Here is a 16,219-nt window from a genome sequence, read left to right on the forward strand (position 1 = left end):
TGTGTAATTCTAAATTTATATTTAATAATCAGATAATAGTATTCATTTTAAATGTATTTTTATTGGTAGCTGCTTCGTTGCAGAATATAAACACGATTTGTTATAAATAAAGATAATTGTTATCAATTATTTCGATTAAACAAAAATATTTCCTATAATGCGGCATCCCTTCACCTTTCGAGTTGAACATGCAATATTCCACCCGCCTTTCCTTGCTTCCCGCCCTGATTGCCTCCGCCTTCCCGCTGTATGCCGCCGATACAGCCGATGGTGAACATTACACCGCTACCCTGCCCACCGTTACCGTGGTCGGACAGTCTGACACCAGCGTACTCAAAGGCTACATCAACTATGACGAAGCCGCCGTTACCCGCAACGGGCAGCTCATCAAAGAAACGCCGCAAACCGTCGATACGCTCAACATCCAAAAAAACAAAAATTACGGTACGAACGATTTGAGTTCCATCCTCGAAGGCAATGCCGGCATCGACGCTGCCTACGATATGCGCGGCGAAAGCATTTTCCTGCGCGGTTTCCAAGCCGACGCATCCGATATTTACCGCGACGGCGTGCGCGAAAGCGGGCAGGTGCGCCGCAGCACTGCCAACATCGAGCGCGTGGAAATCCTGAAAGGCCCGTCTTCCGTACTTTACGGCCGCACCAACGGCGGCGGTGTCATCAACATGGTCAGCAAATACGCCAACTTCAAACAAAGCCGCAACATCGGTGCGGTTTACGGCTCATGGGCAAACCGCAGCCTGAATATGGACATCAACGAAGTGCTGAACAAAAACGTCGCCATCCGCCTCATCGGCGAAGTCGGGCGCGCCAATTCGTTCCGCAGCGGCATAGACAGCAAAAACGTCATGGTTTCACCCAGCATTACCGTCAAACTCGACAACGGCTTGAAATGGACGGGGCAATACACCTACGACAATGTGGAGCGCACGCCCGACCGCAGTCCGACCAAATCCGTGTACGACCGCTTCGGACTGCCTTACCGCATGGGGTTCGCCCACCGGAACGATTTTGTCAAAGACAAGCTGCAAGTTTGGCGTTCCGACCTCGAATACGCCTTCAACGACAAATGGCGCGCCCAATGGCAGCTCGCTCACCGCACGGCGGCGCAGGATTTCGACCATTTCTATGCAGGCAGCGAAAACGGCAACCGCATCAAACGCAACTACGCCTGGCAGCAGACCGACAACAAAACCCTGTCGTCCAACTTCACGCTCAACGGCGACTACACCATCGGCCGTTTTGAAAACCATCTGACCGTAGGCCTGGATTACAGCCGCGAACGCCGCAACCCGACATTGGGTTTCAGCCGCGCCTTTTCCGCCTCCATCAACCCCTACGACCGCGCAAGCTGGCCGGCTTCGGGCAGGCTGCAACCCGTCCTCACCCAAAACCGCCACAAAGCCGACTCCTACGGCATCTTTGTGCAAAACATCTTCTCCGCCACGCCCGATTTGAAATTCGTCCTCGGTGGCCGTTACGACAAATACACCTTTAATTCCGAAAACAAACTCACCGGCAGCAGCCGCCAATACAGCGGCCACTCGTTCAGCCCCAACATCGGCGCAGTGTGGAACGTAATGCCCGCCCACACGCTCTACGCCTCGTATAACAAAGGCTTCGCGCCTTATGGCGGACGCGGAGGCTATTTGAGTATCGACACTTCGTCTGCCGCCGTGTTCAACGCCGACCCCGAGTACACCCGCCAATACGAAACCGGCGTCAAAAGCAGTTGGCTGGACGAACGTCTCAGCACCACATTGTCCGCCTACCAAATCGAACGCTTCAATATCCGCTACCGCCCCGACGCACAAAATAATCCCTACACTTGGGCAGTCGGCGGCAAACACCGTTCGCGCGGCGTGGAGTTGTCCGCCATCGGACAAATCATCCCCAAAAAACTCTACCTGCGCGGATCGTTGGGCGTGATGCAGGCGAAAGTGGTTGAAGACAAGGAAAATCCAAACCGCGTGGGCATCCATTTGGAAAACACCAGCAACGTTACCGGCAACCTGTTTTTCCGTTACACGCCGACTGAAAACCTCTACGGCGAAATCGGCGTAACCGGTACGGGCAAACGCTACGGCTACAATTCGAGCCAAAAGCTAACCACCACGCTTCCCGGCTTCGCCCGCACCGACGCCATGCTCGGCTGGAACCGCAAAAATCTGAACCTTACTTTCGCCGTCGGCAACCTGTTCAATCAAAAATACTGGCGTTCCGACGCCATGCCCGGCGCGCCGCGCACTTATACGGCACGGGTGAATTACAGTTTCTAATCCCGGTCAGAAAACAGAACAAAGGTCGTCTGAAAACTCGAAACACGGGTTTTCAGACGACCTTTTACTTTCTATAGTGGATTAAATTTAAATTAGGACAAGGCGACGAAGCCGCAGACAGTACAGATAGTACGGCAAGGCGAGGCAACGCCGTACTGGTTTAAAGTTAATCCACTATATACGCTCATGAATAAGGCGGGACGCTTAAGGCTGCAAAGAATGCGGCAGTCCGTAAAGATGGCGTTTGCACGGCCTTTGCTATATCATTCCCTTATCTGAAACTAAGGAAAACATCATGTACGAAGTCAACCGCAGCGTCTTCCTGCTCATCCCGCTCGATCCTTTTTGGAACTGGCTGCAAACCCTGCCCGGTAATCATCTTGACGGTTTGACGCTTGAAGACATTCAAGCCGATGCCAATTCTTACCTCGTCCGTCCGTGTGAAACCGCCGACGAAGTATGGGACGAAATCGAAGCGCGGTTTGAAGACATTTTCGCTGCCGAACTTGCCGACTGGTGCGAAGATGAGAGCGAGTGGCCTGATTTGGACGCCGATATTTTCAACGAATGGTTCGACATACAGCTCTCCACCGTCATTACCGACCTCGAACACGAACCGCTCGCCCGTGAAGCCTTTCAACCCTTTAATCTGAACTGATGAACGTCCGCGTCCGCAATTACCATCTTGACGGCTACGGTCATGTCAACAACGCGCGCTATCTCGAATTTCTCGAAGAAGCGCGCTGGACATTTTTTGAGGAACACGGTTTCTTGTCCGAAATCGACGGCTTGATGCTGGTGGTTGTCCGCACCGACATCCGTTATCGCCGCGCCGCCGTCGAGGGCGACATATTACGCTTTGAAGGTCGTCTGAAAGAGCTGACCTCGCGTCATATTATCCTTACCCAAAACATCGTTTTGCCCAGCGGCAAAAATGCCGTCGAAGCCGAAAGTACGCTGATGGTTGTCAGCGCAGAAAGCGGGCGGAGCATCAGCATTCCCGAACCTCTATTTACCCTTTTAAAACAATACGCCGAAGCATGAAAAAACTCATTACCATTGCCGCAGTCGCCATTATCGGCGTGCTGCTCGCCATCGTCCTCATTCCGGATAACAAACCTGCTCCCGCATTCTCTTTGTCCGACCTGCAAGGCAAACCGGTGTCCAACGCCAATTTGCAAGGCAAAGTCAGCTTCATCAATTTCTGGTTTCCCTCCTGCCCGGGCTGTGTCAGCGAAATGCCCAAAGTCATCAAAATGTCCAAAGACTATCAAGGTAAAGACTTCCAAGTCCTCGGCATTGCCCAGCCGATAGACTCGTTGGAAAGCGTAAACCAATACGTCAAAGAATACGGCTTGCCTTTTACCGTCATGTTTGATGCCGATAAAGCCGCCGCCCAAGCGTTCGGTACGCAGGTTTACCCGACTTCTTTCTTGATCAATAAAAAAGGCGAAATCCTGAAAACCTTTGTCGGCGAGCCGGACTTCGCCGCGCTTTATCAGGAAATCGACAAAGAATTGGCGAAATAGTAATCAAAAAAGGGAGCAATGATGCGCCCTTATGTATTTATTGGGATAACGTGTTGATTCCTTTCTCGCAAATGCTGATTGATGCGGAAATGACAGCAGTTTCGGCAATATTGTTTTTGTGTGCCTTTCTTCATAACCTTAGATGATTTAAAAGGTCGTCTGAAAATCTAAATATCGGTTTTCAGACGACCTTTGTGTTTATAATGGATTAACTTTAAACCAGTACGGCGTTGCCTTGCCTTGCCGTACTATCTGTACTGTCTTCGGCTTCGTCGCCTTGTCCTGATTTAAAGTTAATCCACTATATCAAATACCTGTCAGACGCATTCTTGCAAACGATGTTTCCGATATTCAAATTCCCATGAAAAGACGTCGTCTGAAACGGATTTTCAGACGACGTTTGTCATTCACACCCCTAGCGGATTCATTCAGCTTTCTCCAGCAGTGCGAAGCCTTCCACTTTGTTTCTCGGTCTCGCGCCCTGCCAGATTTCCGTCCAACCTTGCGGCGCGTCGGTGTTTTTAGGCTGCTGCACCAGACGGTAGCGGCAGGCAGCGTCGTTGATATGGGGTTTCAATTCGCTGTATTGCGCCCAAGCGATACGGGCGCGGCGGTCTTCGGCGGCGATGCTGATACATTCGAGGTCGTCTGAAAGCCGTTGTTTCAGTTCGGGGGAGAGGGAGGCTTCCATTTGGAGGACGACGGGCGCATGACTTTTGGCGGCATCAAGCCACGGTAGGAACAGGGTCATCAGCAATGCCCACGCCAGCGTAACGCCTGCCGCCCAGTTGGTGACGGCTTGTCTGCCGCGGATGTTTTTACGGGTAATTGCCCACAGCCACAACGGGGTGAACAACAGGGCGACCGCCATCGGCATCGGGTCGATGTCAGGCGTGTAATACGGGCTGAAATAGGCGGCACGTTCGGCGAGTTTGGCAGGCCAGCCGTAGTTCATGGCGAAAAAGCCCGTCCACAGGAAGATGGCGAAAAGACCGAACGACATGATGCCGAACCAGTTGATAAACGCCGCCGCGCCGCGCCGCAGTCCGTCCAGTTGAGCCGCGCCGAGCAGGGCGAGCGGGGGCAGCAGCCAAACGAGGTTGTCTTGTAGGCGTTGCGGGCTGACGGCGAGAATGCTGAGGACGATGAGGAACCATGAAATACACAATACGCTCCAGTTTTTTTCGCGGATGCGGGGACGGCTTAACGTCCATGCGGCGAGCGGCCACGCGGGCAGGGTAAACCAGAGCAGGTTTTTCAGGTAATAGAACAGGCTGAAGGTCGTCTGAAAATCACCCAAACCGCCGAATGCGCCGAGCGAATGATGTTGCAGCCAGAAGGAAAAGAGTTCGGGCTGTATTCTGGAGAAGATGAGCGGGTAAACCGTCAACAGCGGCAGTCCGATGGCAAACGCGCCGACCAGTGTCAGGTAATAGCGTTTGACGCGCCATTTCTCATCGAGCAGCAGGGCGGGTGCTAAAAACATCAGCGCGGCGGTCATCAGATAGCCCGATGAAAGCGACAGCAACGCCCAGCCGAAGCCCAGCAACAGGGAGGAGGTAATGACGCGGCGTTGCGCCAACGAAAAGCCGCACAATATCATGCCCGATGCGGCAAAGGCGACCGAAGCGGGGTTGAGGAAGTGCGCGACCGAGAGCAGCCCGATGCTGCCGATCAGGATGAGGACGACGCTGCGCCCGTGGTGCCTGCCCAAAAAGTTGAATCCGGCAAAACCGCAGGCGGTCAGCCCGATAATCGTAAAGAAAACGCCCGCAAAACGCGCGGCATCATAAGCGTCCGCCGCCCAAGGCGACAACAGGTGTTTGAACGCCGCCGCCACCCACAAATAGACGGGCGGAATCTGAAAATCCGGCTGTCCCAACACATGGGCGACCAACGGCGTCGCGCCTGCGTCTAAGGCTTCGACGGCGGTAAAGACGGTGGGTTCGGCGGGATTCCACAAGTCGTGCGAAAACACGCCCGGCCACAGCCAGGCAAATGCCATCAGCAGCAAGAGCCAGGGTTTTTCATGGGTTTTGGCAGGTTGTCGCGGATCGGGCGGGGTGTAAGTGAGCATAGCTTTGAGGATGTTGAACGTATTTTCGTGTAGTTTAGCAAAGATTCGGCGGGAGGTCGTCTGAAAGGAGGGATTTGGTTTTTAATCTGGCGAAAATGCATTTTCAGACGACGTATAAAGCAAAAAAGACTGCATAAAATGCAGTCTTTTTATTTCAGTAGAGCGGCGATTAGCGTTTGAACAGGTTGCCGAATTTGTTGTTGAATTTGTCCACGCGACCGGTGGTGTCGACGATTTTTTGAGTGCCGGTGTAGAACGGGTGGCACAAAGAGCAAACCTCGATGTTGAAGTTGTCTTTTTCCAGCGCGGATTTGGTGACGAATTTGTTACCGCAAGAGCAGGTAACGTTGATTTCGTGGTAATTAGGGTGGATACCTTGTTTCATTTTGTTTCCTTTCGGTTAAGCGGGCATAGGGGATGTACCTATGCTTCAGACAAGAGTCGGATTCTCGCTGTTTTTTTCTGTTCCGTCAAGAGGATATTGCCCGAGAGAGGTTGGTCGGCGTTGCTTTTGTGTTCTTGAAATGATGATTGGGATAATAAGATGCTGAATTATTTATCATATTGTTTATTTTGGTAATTTTTTGAGAATTTTTGCTTTATTCTTGAACTTTGTGCAAAATAGGGGTCTGATGACAATATATTTGAAATGAGGAACCGTATAGGGATGAAGGCAAGAGTAAATGGTTTGATTCTGCGAGTAATCGGCGGTTTACTGCCGCCGTCTTATTGCAGCGTTTTGGGTTCGCCTGCTAAAAAAGTCCGTGGTTTTTTGGCAAAGAGAGTGTCGCCGCATATCGGCAAAAACGTCAATATCGAAAAAGGTGCGTATGTCATGCCGGATACGGTGATCGGCGATAACTCGGGTATCGGTGTTAATTGTGAAATATGCTATGGTTTGACAATAGGCAATGATGTCATGATGGGGCCGGAATGTTTGTTTTATTCTAATAATCACAAGTTTAATCGTGAGACTTTGAAATATGAGGGCTATACGGAAGTCAATCCGATTGTGATTGAAGATGATGTGTGGATCGGACGGCGCGCGATTATTATGGGTGGTGTCCGGATAGGCAAAGGAGCGGTTATCGGCGCGGGGGCGGTAGTAACCAAAGATGTACCACCGTATTGCGTAGCTGCGGGGAATCCTGCGGTCATTAAAAAGAACCTATTGGAAGATTGAGTACAAACATCACTGCTTTCAATCAAATATCAAAAGGTCGTCTGAAAAATGATTTTCAGACGACCTTTTTTCGTATCAAAGCAAATTAGCCGCGCCGCCAAGTCGTACCGCCAGCGTTGTCTTCCAGAATGATTTTGTGTTCGTTCAGAAGATCGCGGATGCGGTCGGACTCTGCCCAGTTTTTATCCGCGCGCGCTTGTTTGCGCTGGGCGATTAAATCTTCGATTTCTTCGTTGGAGAGGCCGTCTGAAACCGCGCCGCCTTGCAGGAACTCGGTCGGATCGCGTTGCAGCAGGCCGATGATGCCGCCCAAAGCTTTTAGGCAGCCGGCGAGGTACGCATCATTGGTTTTATTCACTTCGCCTGCCAGCTCAAACAATACGGCAACCGCTTCGACCGTACCGAAATCGTCGTTCATGGCAGCGTAGAAACGGCGGGTGTAGTCGTTGGCGTTTTCAGATAAGTCAAACTCAGCCGCTGGTGTGTTTTTCAACGTGGTGTACAGACGGGTCAGCGCACCTTTTGCATCGTCCAAATGCGCATCCGAGTAGTTCAGTGGGCTGCGGTAGTGGGCGCGCAGGATGAAGAAACGCACGACTTCAGGGTCGTATTGTTTCAATACTTCGCGGATGGTGAAGAAGTTACCCAACGATTTGGACATTTTTTCGCCGTCCACACGGATGAAGCCGTTGTGCAGCCAGTATTTAACGTGGCTGGCGATGCTTTGGCCGTGGTGAGTTTGCGCGTGGTCGTGGCCGCAGGTATGACCGCTGGCACCGACGCTTTGGGCGATTTCGTTTTCATGGTGCGGGAACTGCAAGTCCGCGCCGCCGCCATGGATGTCGAAAGTATCGCCGAACAGGTTTTCACTCATGGCAGAGCATTCGATGTGCCAACCCGGACGGCCGTTGCCCCAAGGGCTTTCCCATGCCGGTTCGCCTGCTTTGGCCGCTTTCCACAATACAAAATCAAGCGGATCGCGTTTGAAACCATCCACTTCCACACGCTCGCCTGCGCGCAGGTCGTCCAACGATTTGCCCGACAATTGTCCGTAAGCGGCAAACTCGCGCACGGCGTAGTAAACGTCGCCGTTTGCGGCAGGGTATGCCTTACCGTTTTGAATCAGGGCTTCAATCATGGCAATCATTTGCGGGATATTTTCCGTTGCCTTCGGCTCGATGTCGGGACGCAACACGCCCAAAGCATCGGCATCTTCATGCATAGCCTGAATGAAACGCGCGGTCAGTTCACCAATGGTTTCGCCGTTTTCAGCCGCACGGGCGATGATTTTGTCGTCTATGTCGGTAATGTTGCGCACATAAGTGAGCGGATAGCCGCACTCGCGCAGCCAACGGGCAATCATGTCGAACACAACCATCACACGGGCATGGCCTAAGTGGCAATAGTCGTAAACGGTCATGCCGCAAACGTACATGCGCACGTTTTTAGGGTCGATGGGGATGAAAGGTTCTTTTTGACGGGTCAGGGTGTTGTAGATGGTGGTCATGGGGTATTTGAACTTTCTGTAATCGTCCAAGGAACATACTTTTGGTTTAAGCAGGTTGAGATAACAACATGAGGATCAATAGCTTTCAATAACCTTTTTAATTTATCCTTTAAGTCCGACAAATTATAGATTTGACGTATTCCGTCTGGCTGCTCTATGTGTAAAACGATACGGATGTTTTTACATTTTAGGGATTCTTCAGCAAAGTTTTTTTCAATAGGATTATTTGCTTTAAATTTTGCTGAAACAATGCCCGCAAGCGTATCTTTTACTTTTAAAGCAATTTCCTGTTCTAAAGGCAGCTTTTCCGGATTACGCTGCCCAATTCTAAAATCTTTAATTTCACAAAGCCATAGTGTTTGATTTGCTTCGATTGCGATAAAGTCTATGGCTTTATTGCCTGTTGAACATTTATTTTCAAACTGTTTACGGTAGTGTGACCATTCATCGTATTTTGAGGTGATGCAATGTTCAGGAAATTCAAATTTCAATGAACCTTCGGTAATTGTCATTTGTTTTCCCTTAAATATCTAGATATCTTTCTGATTGTGCAAGATTTTCATTAAGAGCGACAATGGTTGATAAATCAGTTGTATCGTCGGCTTGTTCCAGTTTTACATCACCTTCACTTGCAATCAATGAAAAATAACGGCTTGATATGTTTTTCTCCTTTACTTTGAGGATCTCAAGCTCTCTCAATAAAAATAAAGAGTGTGTCGCAATGAAGACTTGAATGCCTTGTTGAGATAAAGACCAAATAATACGGGCAGCCACTTTGATCAATTTAGGATTCAGATTAGCTTCCGGTTCATCCCAAAATAGATAGCCTTTATCTAGCAATGCCCCTGTTGCGATTAACCGGGCAATCATGACAAATTTCCGCAAACCCTCTGCTACCAAAGGTGCTTCAATCTTACCGCCCGTATTTGTCAGCGATAGATAAAACCTTCCTTGTTCTTCAGATACTTTTCCTCCCATTGCGTTCTCAAGAGGTTCAAGTAATTCTCGAATTTTGGTTTCTCTGGGACCTTTGGCAAGCGGGTGATTTAATTGCATACAGGTATCAAACCAAGTTTCTTCGAAAGGGATGCTTTGGTTTTGATACAAAGAAGTGAACCAAGGGCAAAGTGTAATTAATTCACGGCTGGGTAAAAAGATAGGCGTCGGAGTATGTTCACTTTCTTTCAGCCCGATACTTTCGATATTGACTTGCGATGATGAATTGCTGGAAAAATTCAGCCTACTATGCGTAGTACCGTTTTGCAGTTTTAAAACAATTTCCGTACGTCCACGCCCCTGCAAACGTTTGCTCAACCTGCCCAAGGAATCGGGACGGAAAACATTCAGTAATTTATCGGCAAAACTTTTTTGCAATTCTGTTTTCAGTAATCTGTTTTTGGTGTTAGATGTTACTTCTAGCAGGCTGTATAAAATTTTTAACAAATGTGTTTTGCCACAACCGTTTTCGGCAACAATAACATTGAGATTTTCAGAAAATTCAAAAGTATCGTTTGGAAGAACGGTAAAGTTCGTCAACTCAAGCGACTGGATATATTGGTTAGATGACATTTTTAATCCATTTCAATCTTGCTTTAAGATTGTTTCAGACAACCTTTTTGTAGAACAAATATCGTCTGAAACCTTTTCTTTTTTCACTCCGGTTTAAACACACCTGTATCCGTTTTAGGCTGCTGCTCGGCAATCTCGGTATTTACCGCTGCCTGCTCCGCCTCCGCTTTTTCAGCTTCGATACGTTTTTTCTCGGCCAGGTATTGGTTGATTTGGTGTACCAACTCCTGCGTGCCTTGGTGGGTCAGCGCGCTGATTTGGAAGAGGCGCGGGGTTTCCATGTCGAATTGGAAGCGGTCGTCTGGTTTCAGGTAGTGCCAGCCGATGGCTTCGAGGAAGGCGGCGGTGCGCGCTTGGGCTTCTTCTTCGTCGAGCATATCAAGTTTGTTCAGCACCAGCCAGCGCGGTTTGCCGTAAAGTTCTTCGTCGTATTTGCGCAATTCGTTGATGATGGCGAGTGCTTCTTCGGCGGGGTTGACGGTTTCGTCGAAGGGTGCCAAATCGACGACGTGCAGCAGCAGGCCGGTGCGCGATAAGTGTTTGAGGAAGCGGTGGCCGAGACCTGCGCCTTCTGCCGCGCCTTCAATCAGACCGGGGATGTCTGCCATGACGAAGCTGTGATTTTCGTCGATACGCACGACGCCTAAGTTCGGGTGCAGGGTGGTGAAGGGGTAGTTGGCGATTTTGGGACGTGCGGCGGATACGGCGGTAATCAGGGTGGATTTACCGGCGTTGGGCATGCCTAATAAGCCGACATCGGCGAAGACTTTGAGTTCGAGTTGCAGGGAACGGGTTTCGCCTTCTTCGCCGGGCGTGGATTGTTTCGGGGCGCGGTTGACGGAGGATTTGAAGTGGATATTGCCCAAGCCGCCTTTGCCGCCCTTGGCGAGGCAGACGCGCTGGCCGTGGTGGGTGAGGTCGGCGACGATTTCGTCGGTGTCGAGGTCGCGGATAAGGGTGCCGACGGGCATTTTGAGGACGATGTCGTCCGCACCTGCGCCGTAGCGGTCGGAGCCGTGGCCTTTTTCGCCGTTTTTGGCTTGGTAGCGTTTGACGAAGCGGTATTCGACGAGGGTGTTGGTGTTTTCGTCGGCTTCTGCCCAGACGCTGCCGCCTTTGCCACCGTCGCCGCCGTCAGGACCGCCGCGCGGTACGAATTTTTCGCGGCGGAAACTGGTTGCGCCATTACCGCCTTTGCCTGCGGCGACTTCGATTTTTGCTTCGTCGATGAATTTCATGGTGTTCTCTTGTATTTTGGGTTTCAGACGACCTTTTGTGTCGGAGGTCGTCTGAAAAAATGGGAATGGGGGATATTATAAGGGATATGGGGGATGTGCGCCCGTTTCTCTGTCCTGCTTGGTTTTTTGCCTGATGTTTTGTGAAAACAGCCGTCCTGAAATCGCGGTTTCGGACGGCTGTTTGCTTTTTTGGGATTATTTGGCAGTTTTTTGTTCTTCGCGTACTTTGTCTGCAAGCAGGTCTATGGTTTTCATACCTGATTCCCAGTCGGCAAATTCGACTTTGTATTTGCCGCCGACAATGACGGTAGGCGTGCCGTCAATTTTGTAGGTGTTGGTCAGCTCTGCCATTTTGTCTGCGCGGGTTTGGCTTTCGGGGGATTCGTAGGCGGCGAGGACTTTTTTGCCGTCAAAAGCGGTTTGCTCGGCCAACCATTTTTTGAGGGTTTCAGGGTCTTGCAGTTTGACTTTCTGATTAACCATAGCATCAAAGATATGGCTGTTTGCAATGTCTTTGGTGTCTGCGACCGCCATATCGACGGCGGCAGCAAGGCGCGCCAACGGTTTCATCTCATCGCCCCAAACAACGTGTTCAGTACGAAGGTAGGTGTCGTCTTTGAAGGTTTTGGCGTGTTTGCTTAAAACGGGCTCGAGGTGGGCGCAGTGTGGACAGAAGTAGCCGAAAAATTCGAGGACTTCGACTTTACCTGCCTGCTGTTGGGGAATAGGTGTGCTGAGTGTGGTGTAGTTAAGCCCCTCAACTAAAGCGACAGGTGCAGCGGAAGCTGCTGAGGCTGCGGGCGCGCTGTCGGCAGGGACGCTGGTTTGGGCTTTGTTGTCGCAGGCGGTCAGGGCAAGCAGGGCGGCGGTAAGCGCCAAGGCTTTCAGTTTCATGTTTATTCCGTGATAGTTTGGTTAAATGGGAGATTTTATTGCATTTTGGCGGTTTGATATATGGTTTGATGTGAAAAAGACGGTTTCATGTAGGGAAATGATGGTTTCAGGCGATGTTGAAAGAGGTCGTCTGAAAAAAGTGTTCTGTTCAATTCTGTCGTACAATACGCGCTTTCAGACGACGTCTGGACTTTTGAAGGAATAAAACGGATGAATTTGTTAGGGGCTTTGGCCAAGGTCGGCAGCTTGACGATGGTGTCGCGCATACTTGGATTTGTGCGTGATACGGTAATTGCCCGAGCGTTTGGTGCGGGTATGGCAACCGACGCTTTTTTTGTGGCTTTTAAACTACCGAACCTGCTGCGCCGCGTATTTGCGGAAGGGGCGTTTGCACAGGCTTTTGTGCCGATTTTGGCGGAATATAAGGAAACGCGTTCGAAAGAGGCGACGGAGGCGTTTATCCGCCATGTGGCGGGGATGCTGTCGTTTGTCCTGGTGATCGTTACCGCGCTGGGCATTCTTGCCGCGCCTTGGGTAATTTGGATTTCCGCGCCCGGTTTTGCCAAGGAGGCGGACAAGTTTCAGCTTTCCATCGATTTGCTGAAGATTACGTTCCCATATATTTTATTGATTTCGTTGTCTTCCTTTGTCGGCTCGGTACTGAATTCTTATCATAAGTTCAGCATTCCTGCGTTTACGCCGACGTTTTTGAATATTTCTTTTATCGTCTTTTCGCTGTATTTCATACCGTATTTTGATCCTCCCGTTACTGCGCTGGCTTGGGCAGTCTTTGTCGGCGGGATTTTGCAGCTTGGCTTTCAGCTCCCTTGGTTGGCGAAACTGGGCTTTTTGAAACTGCCCAAACTGAATTTTAAAGATGCGGCGGTCAACCGCGTGATGAAACAGATGGCGCCTGCGATTTTGGGCGTGAGCGTGGCACAGATTTCCTTGGTCATCAACACGATTTTTGCTTCTTATCTGCAATCGGGCAGCGTTTCGTGGATGTATTACGCCGACCGCCTGATGGAGCTGCCCAGCGGCGTTTTGGGGGCAGCGCTCGGTACGATTTTGCTGCCAACTTTGTCCAAACATGCCGCCAATCAGAATACGGAGCAGTTTTCCGGACTGCTCGACTGGGGTTTGCGCCTGTGTATGCTGCTGACCCTGCCGGCGGCGGTCGGTCTGGCGGTGTTGTCGTTCCCGCTGGTGGCGACGCTGTTTATGTACCGAGAATTCACGCTGTTTGACGCGCAGATGACGCAACATGCGCTGATTGCCTATTCTTTCGGTTTAATCGGCTTAATCATGATTAAAGTGTTGGCACCCGGTTTCTATGCGCGGCAAAACATCAAAACGCCCGTCAAAATTGCCATCTTTACGCTCGTTTGCACGCAGTTGATGAACCTTGCCTTTATCGGCCCTCTGAAACACGTCGGGCTTTCGCTTGCCATCGGTTTGGGCGCGTGTATCAATGCGGGATTGTTGTTTTACCTGTTGCGCAAACATGGTATTTACCAACCCGGTAAAGGGTGGGGGAGTTTTCTGGGTAAAATGCTGCTGTCGCTTGTCGTGATGGGTGGCGGATTGTGGGCGGCGCAGGCTTATCTGCCTTTTGAGTGGGTGCATGTCGGCGGTTTGCGTAAAGCCGGTCAGTTGTGCATCTTGATTGCGATAGGCGGCGGTTTGTATTTCGTTTCGCTGGCTGCGATGGGTTTTAGACCGAGAGATTTCAAACGGGTGGAAACGCACTGAATCGCAATTATCAATTATTATGGAAAGGTCGTCTGAAAACCGGATGCATAGGTTGGAAAGCTTGTCCCTTATTTATTTCCTAGATGGTATGTTATAAAAATTATTAGCGTCTTTAATATTAAACTTGAAACTTAAATACGCGGTGAATGTCTATCTTTAATCGGTTAACCTTCTTAGCAGGATGCAGATTTATGTCGATAACAGTTTCGCTCATCGTCCCCGTCTATAATGGCGGAAAATTTGCGGCAGGTTTGTGCCGTCATTTTGCAGGTCTGCATAAGGCTGTCGAAGGGATAGAATTTATTGTTGTAAACGACGGTTCTACCGATGATACATCGGCTCAGTTCAGGCAGTTTTTCAATGAACATCCCGAATTGCAGGCGCAGTTGATTGATACGCCCAACGGCGGAGTCAGCAGGGCGCGCAATATCGGTTTGTCCAAAGTGCGCGGGGAATATGTGATGTTTATGGATCACGACGACAATGTTGATCCGCCGCTTATGACAGGTTTGGTTGAAAAAATGAAACGTTCCGATGCGGATATACTCCAATTCAATGTTGATGCGCGCTATCCTGCCAATGAGGATGAGGTTATCGGTTTAGCGGATTATATGGACCGCTATCCGTTTTGGTCGTGCGTTTGGGCGTATATCTACAAACGCAACCTGTTGGAAAAAGCAGGTCTGAAATTTATCGAAGGCATGAAATATTTGGAAGACGGCGTATTTTTGACCGAGTATTTTTTGCAATGCAAAACCGTCATTGCCAGCAATACCGTTGTTTATGATTATGTCGACAACCCTGAATCCGCTATGCGCAGCAAGCGTACGCCCGAGCAGACGAAGAAATACCTCGACGACATCGGTTTGGCAGTAAGGGAATATACGCGCCTGCTCGCTACGCCTGGGCAGCCGCCTAAAGTTGCCCGCAGGTTATTGGAAATACGGGATTCCTTCCAATTCATCCATTTGGTTTCGATGCTTAAAAGCGGTGTTTCTACGGACGAACTGTTCCGCAGGCTGGAAGAAAACGGCTACGATTTCCGAATGGCGGGCTATCCCAGCAAATTCAACCGCCGCCGCGACGTACGCCTTTTGTGCCACGTATTCCGCAGCCGTTTGTTGTTAAAGCTTCTGGCGGCTTCCAAGATCATGGCGAAAGATTGACAGACTCAAAAAGGTCGTCTGAAAACCAATACAGGTTTTCAGACGACCTTTTTATTTCATCCTGCGCTTCAATCAGGCGTATCTTTCAACTCTGCGCCCAAATCCTTCAAACGCTGCAATACTTCGTCCCATGCTTTATCCAAATCGCGGCACGCTTCGCCTTCCGCCTTGATGCCGAATTCGATATGCGGTTTGACCGCCGTTCCGTCCGCATTCTGCCAGCCGACGCTGGGCAGGCTGTAAGAGAGCACGCCCGGGTAGGTGTGTTCGACGTATTCCATAATCGGCGCGACACGCGATTCGGGCTGACCGAATACATACACGCTGCGGCTGCCGCGTTCGGTTTGGTTGAAGCGGTCGGCGTAATAAGTATCCAAAACCCATTCCGCCATCGGGTGCGCCATCACGGGGAAGCCGGGGAAGAAATAATGTTCGCGGATGGAAAATCCGGCGATGTTGTTGAACGGGTTGGGCACAAGCTCTGCACCTGCGGGAAAATCCGCCATTTTCAGGCGCTGGGCGTGTTCGGGGGCGTCAAGCGGTTCGCCGCGTTTAAGGGTAACGGCTTCGATGAACTTGGCGGCTTCGGGATGGCGGGCGACGGGCAAATCCAAAGCGGCGGCGGCAGCTTGGCGGGTGTGGTCGTCGGGCGTGGAACCGATGCCGCCGGTAACGAAAGTCGGCAGGCCGTCTGAAAAGCTGCGGCGCAGTTGTTTGACCAGCAAATCAGGTTCGTCGGGCAGGTATTGCACCTGATTGAGCTTCAGCCCGCGCGATTCCAGCAGGGATTTGAAAAAGGCGAAATGCTTGTCTTGGCGGCTGCCGTGCAGAATTTCATCGCCGATGATGATGAGGTTGAAAGCGTTCATGGATAGGATTCTTTACCGATGCCGTCTGAAAATGTTGATGGTACTTTAATTTATTCCCTCTCCCGTGGGAGAGGGTTAGGGAGAGGGCTGAGCTTGCGTTTTTCAAGCAGCGTTTGCTTAAGGGCTGCTGTCTGCACC

The 16,219-nt window shown here is 50.6% G+C and carries 15 protein-coding genes and 1 pseudogene; 8 read left to right on the top strand and 8 right to left on the bottom strand.

Annotated features, from left to right (window positions below; genetic code table 11):
• Positions 1-188: 188 nt before the first annotated feature.
• From J7445_RS11210 to J7445_RS11230, 5 genes and pseudogenes are all read left to right on the top strand, one after another.
• Positions 189-2,297 carry a TonB-dependent receptor gene (locus J7445_RS11210; RefSeq protein ID WP_070655395.1) on the top strand — a complete coding sequence of 703 codons (2,109 nt, stop codon included), beginning with the start codon at positions 189-191 and terminating at the stop codon, positions 2,295-2,297.
• Positions 2,298-2,363: 66 nt separating this feature from the next.
• Positions 2,364-2,504 (top strand): annotated as a pseudogene (locus tag J7445_RS11215) (IS5/IS1182 family transposase); the annotation flags it as partial.
• Between the two features lie 88 nt (positions 2,505-2,592).
• Positions 2,593-2,955, top strand: a complete 363-nt coding sequence (locus tag J7445_RS11220; RefSeq protein ID WP_016686442.1) for a hypothetical protein — start codon at positions 2,593-2,595, stop codon at positions 2,953-2,955.
• Positions 2,955-3,341 (top strand): acyl-CoA thioesterase, encoded by a 387-nt coding sequence (locus tag J7445_RS11225; RefSeq protein WP_016686441.1) that lies wholly within the window; start codon positions 2,955-2,957, stop codon positions 3,339-3,341. The genes J7445_RS11220 and J7445_RS11225 overlap by 1 nt, the downstream gene beginning before the upstream one ends.
• Positions 3,338-3,826 (top strand): TlpA family protein disulfide reductase, encoded by a 489-nt coding sequence (locus J7445_RS11230; protein ID WP_070655397.1) that lies wholly within the window; start codon positions 3,338-3,340, stop codon positions 3,824-3,826. Before J7445_RS11225 ends, J7445_RS11230 begins: the two co-directional genes overlap by 4 nt.
• A 424-nt stretch (positions 3,827-4,250) precedes the next feature.
• On the opposite strand, the gene J7445_RS11235 is transcribed toward J7445_RS11230, so the two are convergent.
• Positions 4,251-5,903 (bottom strand): ArnT family glycosyltransferase, encoded by a 1,653-nt coding sequence (locus J7445_RS11235; protein ID WP_070655399.1) that lies wholly within the window; start codon positions 5,901-5,903, stop codon positions 4,251-4,253.
• A 169-nt stretch (positions 5,904-6,072) separates the two neighbouring features.
• The gene (rpmE, locus tag J7445_RS11240; protein WP_003741450.1) at positions 6,073-6,288 is read right to left on the bottom strand and encodes a 50S ribosomal protein L31; all 216 of its coding nucleotides are present in this window, start codon (positions 6,286-6,288) and stop codon (positions 6,073-6,075) included.
• 282 nt (positions 6,289-6,570) lie between these two features.
• Here rpmE and J7445_RS11245 point away from each other — a divergent pair, with 282 nt between their 5' ends.
• Complete coding sequence (locus J7445_RS11245) at positions 6,571-7,086, top strand: acyltransferase (RefSeq protein WP_070655401.1); 516 nt, start codon at positions 6,571-6,573, stop codon at positions 7,084-7,086.
• Between the two features lie 85 nt (positions 7,087-7,171).
• On the opposite strand, the gene cysS is transcribed toward J7445_RS11245, so the two are convergent.
• The 5 genes from cysS to J7445_RS11270 all read right to left on the bottom strand — a co-directional run bounded on the left by cysS (position 7,172) and on the right by J7445_RS11270 (position 12,294).
• Positions 7,172-8,593, bottom strand: a complete 1,422-nt coding sequence (gene cysS / locus J7445_RS11250) for a cysteine--tRNA ligase (RefSeq protein WP_070655403.1) — start codon at positions 8,591-8,593, stop codon at positions 7,172-7,174.
• The gene (locus J7445_RS11255) at positions 8,590-9,105 is read right to left on the bottom strand and encodes a hypothetical protein (RefSeq protein WP_019269889.1); all 516 of its coding nucleotides are present in this window, start codon (positions 9,103-9,105) and stop codon (positions 8,590-8,592) included. Before J7445_RS11255 ends, cysS begins: the two co-directional genes overlap by 4 nt.
• Positions 9,106-9,115: 10 nt before the next feature.
• Complete coding sequence (locus J7445_RS11260) at positions 9,116-10,162, bottom strand: AAA family ATPase (protein ID WP_019269890.1); 1,047 nt, start codon at positions 10,160-10,162, stop codon at positions 9,116-9,118.
• Between the two features lie 83 nt (positions 10,163-10,245).
• Complete coding sequence (obgE, locus tag J7445_RS11265; protein ID WP_209283063.1) at positions 10,246-11,400, bottom strand: GTPase ObgE; 1,155 nt, start codon at positions 11,398-11,400, stop codon at positions 10,246-10,248.
• A 195-nt stretch (positions 11,401-11,595) separates the two neighbouring features.
• Positions 11,596-12,294, bottom strand: a complete 699-nt coding sequence (locus J7445_RS11270) for a thiol:disulfide interchange protein DsbA/DsbL (RefSeq protein ID WP_070655407.1) — start codon at positions 12,292-12,294, stop codon at positions 11,596-11,598.
• Between the two features lie 210 nt (positions 12,295-12,504).
• Between J7445_RS11270 and murJ the strand changes: the two genes are divergently transcribed.
• The gene (gene murJ, locus J7445_RS11275) at positions 12,505-14,046 is read left to right on the top strand and encodes a murein biosynthesis integral membrane protein MurJ (protein ID WP_070655409.1); all 1,542 of its coding nucleotides are present in this window, start codon (positions 12,505-12,507) and stop codon (positions 14,044-14,046) included.
• Between the two features lie 191 nt (positions 14,047-14,237).
• Entirely contained in the window at positions 14,238-15,212 is a 975-nt protein-coding gene (locus J7445_RS11280; protein ID WP_083310411.1) for a glycosyltransferase, read from the top strand.
• A gap of 68 nt (positions 15,213-15,280) precedes the next feature.
• Here the strand turns inward: J7445_RS11280 and J7445_RS11285 are convergent, their stop codons facing one another.
• Positions 15,281-16,081, bottom strand: a complete 801-nt coding sequence (locus J7445_RS11285) for a competence/damage-inducible protein A (RefSeq protein WP_070655411.1) — start codon at positions 16,079-16,081, stop codon at positions 15,281-15,283.
• Between the last annotated feature and the right edge of the window lie 138 nt (positions 16,082-16,219).

It is taken from the genome of Neisseria sicca (assembly GCF_017753665.1).
GTDB lineage: Bacteria > Pseudomonadota > Gammaproteobacteria > Burkholderiales > Neisseriaceae > Neisseria > Neisseria flava.

Coding starts and splice junctions, on each gene's coding strand:
- rpmE (WP_003741450.1), bottom strand. CDS start 6,288: ATGAAACAAGGTATCCACCCTAATTACCACGAAATCAACGTTACCTGC.
- J7445_RS11280 (WP_083310411.1), top strand. CDS start 14,238: ATGTCGATAACAGTTTCGCTCATCGTCCCCGTCTATAATGGCGGAAAA.
- J7445_RS11235 (WP_070655399.1), bottom strand. CDS start 5,903: ATGCTCACTTACACCCCGCCCGATCCGCGACAACCTGCCAAAACCCAT.
- obgE (WP_209283063.1), bottom strand. CDS start 11,400: ATGAAATTCATCGACGAAGCAAAAATCGAAGTCGCCGCAGGCAAAGGC.
- J7445_RS11285 (WP_070655411.1), bottom strand. CDS start 16,081: ATGAACGCTTTCAACCTCATCATCATCGGCGATGAAATTCTGCACGGC.
- J7445_RS11255 (WP_019269889.1), bottom strand. CDS start 9,105: ATGACAATTACCGAAGGTTCATTGAAATTTGAATTTCCTGAACATTGC.
- cysS (WP_070655403.1), bottom strand. CDS start 8,593: ATGACCACCATCTACAACACCCTGACCCGTCAAAAAGAACCTTTCATC.
- J7445_RS11245 (WP_070655401.1), top strand. CDS start 6,571: ATGAAGGCAAGAGTAAATGGTTTGATTCTGCGAGTAATCGGCGGTTTA.
- J7445_RS11260 (WP_019269890.1), bottom strand. CDS start 10,162: ATGTCATCTAACCAATATATCCAGTCGCTTGAGTTGACGAACTTTACC.
- J7445_RS11230 (WP_070655397.1), top strand. CDS start 3,338: ATGAAAAAACTCATTACCATTGCCGCAGTCGCCATTATCGGCGTGCTG.
- J7445_RS11270 (WP_070655407.1), bottom strand. CDS start 12,294: ATGAAACTGAAAGCCTTGGCGCTTACCGCCGCCCTGCTTGCCCTGACC.
- J7445_RS11220 (WP_016686442.1), top strand. CDS start 2,593: ATGTACGAAGTCAACCGCAGCGTCTTCCTGCTCATCCCGCTCGATCCT.
- J7445_RS11225 (WP_016686441.1), top strand. CDS start 2,955: ATGAACGTCCGCGTCCGCAATTACCATCTTGACGGCTACGGTCATGTC.
- murJ (WP_070655409.1), top strand. CDS start 12,505: ATGAATTTGTTAGGGGCTTTGGCCAAGGTCGGCAGCTTGACGATGGTG.
- J7445_RS11210 (WP_070655395.1), top strand. CDS start 189: ATGCAATATTCCACCCGCCTTTCCTTGCTTCCCGCCCTGATTGCCTCC.